Below are 2799 nucleotides of genomic sequence, written 5' to 3'. Positions count from 1 at the left end.
GGCCGGCCGCCGAGGTGCCGGACGTCCCGGACGTCCCGACGGGCGTCAGCCGGCGACGAGCAGCACGGTGCCCATCAGCGCCAGCCCGGCTCCGGCCGTTTGCACCGCGCGCAGCCGCTCACGCAGCACTCCGCGGGCCGCCAGTGCCGTGACCACCGGGTACAGCGATGCCAGCACGGCCGCCACCGTGACCGGACCGTGCTGCGCGGCGAGCATGTACGTGCCGTTGGCGGCGACGTCGGCCAGGCCGATCAGCGCCAGCGTGGGCACCGCCGCACGCAGGCCGGGCAGCCCGTCGGCGGGCAGGGCGGGCGCGCCCCGCCGGGTCGACGCCCACAGTGCGGCCCCGCCGACCGCCACGTTGAGCAGCCGCTGCACGAACAGGGCGAGGAACAGGCCGGTCATGGTGGTGGAAGCGTGCTCGATCAGGGCCATCACCGATCCGAACCCGAACGCGGCGAGCAGCGTGAGGCCCAGAGTGCGCCGGGCCACGGGTGCGTTGCCCCTGCTGGGACCGCAGGCCAGCACGACGCCGCTGACGGCCACCAGCACACCGGCCACCTGGACCCATCCGGGACGTTCCCCCAGCGCCAGGCCGACGCCCACCGGCACCGCGACCCCGCCGACCGCGCCCAGCGGCGAGACCACCCCCATCGGGCCGAGCGCCAGTGCCTTGTAGAACGCCAGCATGCCGACGGGCCCGACCACACCCGCCGCGACGGCGAACCACAACTGCGGCCCGATCTCCGACCAGCCGCCGGTGGCGAGCACGATCGCGCCGAGCACGACGGCGGCCAGTGTCTGCGAGACGACGACCACCGTCAGCGCCGACATGCGTCGCGTCACCAGGCCGCCGCCGAAGTCGGCCAGTCCCCACATCAGGCTGGTCATCAGGGCCAGGACGGCGGTCATGGTGTACCTCGCAGTACAGTGTGATGGACGAATGAGTCCAGCACACCGTAGTACATCCGGCTGTACTTAGTAACTCACTATTGTGGACCTCGTGGGGAAAGGGCATTCGTGACCGACCTCGACAACCTGACCCGCTCCCTGGCCAGGAACCTCAAACGGCTGCGCACCGAACGGGGTTTCACCCTGGACGCACTCGCGGCCCGGGCCGGGGTGAGCCGGGGCATGCTGATCCAGATCGAGCAGGCCCGCACCAATCCCAGCGTCGGCACCGTGGTGAAGGTCGCCGACGCCCTCGGCGTGAGCATCACCGGCCTGCTCGACCACGAGCAGGGCCAGGCGGTACGCCTGGTGCCGGCCGAACAGGCGGTGCGGCTCTGGAGCACCCCGGCGGGCAGCCACAGCACGCTGCTCGCCGGTGCCGAGGCTCCCGGCCCGCTCGAACTGTGGTCCTGGCTGCTGCTGCCCGGCGACGGCAGCACGTCCGACCCGCACCCGCCGGGCACCACCGAGCTCCTGCACGTCCGGAGCGGTGTGCTCACCCTCTCCGTGGACGGCACCGACCACGAGTTCCCGGAGGGCACCTCCGCCGCGTTCGCCTCACACGTACCGCACAGTTACCGCAACGACGGCGACGTGCCCGTGGAGATGACGCTGGCCGTCTCCGTCCCGGCCCCCCGCTGACCGGACGAGCACCCGCCGCCGTCCGCCCCGCGGGCCGCCCGTCCGGCGGCGCGGGGCCGGCGTGGGGTCAGAGGCCGAGTCGGGGGATCTCGATGGCGGGGCAGAGGTCCATCACCATGTCCAGGCCCGCGGCGCGCGTCCGCTCCCAGGCGGCGTCGTCCACGACACCCAGCTGGAACCACACCGCCTTGGCGCCGACCGCCACCGCCTCGTCGGCGACCTGCCCGGCCTGGGCGGAGTTGACGAAGACGTCCACCACGTCGACGGGGAACGGCACCTCGGCCAGCGAGGCGTACCCGCGCTCACCGTGCACCGTCTCGGCCTTCGGGTGGACCGGCACGACGCGCTTGCCGAAGCGCTGGAGCACCGCGGCGACCCCGTAGGCCGCCCGCGCGGTGTTGTTGGACAGGCCCACCACGGCCCAGGTGTCACCCGCGTCGGTGAGGATCCGGCGCGCTGTCTGCTCGTCTGCGTACATGACCGGGGAACCAGCGCCGACCCCGGACCATTCCCCCGGGCCGCATAGGGTGGCGGAATGCAGGAGCAGTACGCGACGGTCGCCGCCGAGGGCACGCACGAGACGGAGGTCAACCGCTCGCGTTTCCTCTGCTCGCTGGCGCCCGCGGCAACCGAGCAGGACGCGCTGGACTTCCTGGCCCGCGTCCGCCGCTCGCACCCGACCGCCACCCACCACTGCTTCGCCTACGTGATCGGCGCCGACGCGGGCGTCCAGAAGGCCGGCGACGACGGGGAACCCGGCGGGACCGCCGGACTGCCCATGCTCCAGATGCTGCTCCGCCGGGACCTGCGCTACGTCGTGGCCGTGGTCACCCGCTACTTCGGCGGCACCAAACTGGGCGCAGGCGGCCTGATCCGGGCCTACTCCGGCGCCGTCGGGGCGGCCCTGGACGAGCTCGGCACGGTGACCAGGAGACGGTTCCGCCTGGTCCACGTCACCGTCGACCACCAGCGGGCCGGCCGGTTGGAGAACGACCTGCGGTCCACCGGACGGGACGTGCGGGACGTCGCCTACGGCTCCGAGGTCACCCTGACCGTGGGCCTGCCCGAGACCGACCTCGACGCCTTCCGCGCCTGGCTGGCCGGCGCCACCGCCGGCAGCGCCACCCTGAAGCTCGGCGACGAGGCCTACGGCACACTCTGAACCCGACCGACCCCGACCCCGACCCGACGGGCCGCTCCCTCGCC

Annotated in this window: 4 protein-coding genes; 2 read left to right on the top strand and 2 right to left on the bottom strand. The window is 73.3% G+C overall.

The features are described from left to right. Positions 1–45 precede the first annotated feature (45 nt). On the bottom strand, positions 46–912 hold the full coding sequence (locus ACYVE9_RS21715) for an EamA family transporter (RefSeq protein ID WP_461029569.1): 867 nt from the start codon (positions 910–912) through the stop codon (positions 46–48). A gap of 108 nt (positions 913–1020) precedes the next feature. Here ACYVE9_RS21715 and ACYVE9_RS21710 point away from each other — a divergent pair, with 108 nt between their 5' ends. Then, positions 1021–1593, top strand: a complete 573-nt coding sequence (locus tag ACYVE9_RS21710; RefSeq protein WP_461029568.1) for a helix-turn-helix domain-containing protein — start codon at positions 1021–1023, stop codon at positions 1591–1593. Positions 1594–1660: 67 nt separating this feature from the next. On the opposite strand, the gene ACYVE9_RS21705 is transcribed toward ACYVE9_RS21710, so the two are convergent. Beyond that, a complete protein-coding gene (locus ACYVE9_RS21705) occupies positions 1661–2071 on the bottom strand; it encodes a CoA-binding protein (protein WP_461029567.1) in 411 nt (136 codons plus the stop codon). Between the two features lie 57 nt (positions 2072–2128). Between ACYVE9_RS21705 and ACYVE9_RS21700 the strand changes: the two genes are divergently transcribed. After that, positions 2129–2755: a YigZ family protein gene (locus ACYVE9_RS21700; protein WP_461029566.1), complete on the top strand. Its 627-nt coding sequence runs from the start codon at positions 2129–2131 to the stop codon at positions 2753–2755. Positions 2756–2799: the final 44 nt, after the last annotated feature.

This window comes from Streptomyces sparsus (assembly GCF_054776295.1).
This window is presented reverse-complemented; position numbering and strand designations above follow the sequence as displayed.

Bases quoted from the DNA above. Each gene is read 5' to 3' on its own strand.
- ACYVE9_RS21715 (WP_461029569.1), bottom strand. From the start codon at position 912: ATGACCGCCGTCCTGGCCCTGATGACCAGCCTGATGTGGGGACTGGCC.
- ACYVE9_RS21705 (WP_461029567.1), bottom strand. From the start codon at position 2,071: ATGTACGCAGACGAGCAGACAGCGCGCCGGATCCTCACCGACGCGGGT.
- ACYVE9_RS21700 (WP_461029566.1), top strand. From the start codon at position 2,129: ATGCAGGAGCAGTACGCGACGGTCGCCGCCGAGGGCACGCACGAGACG.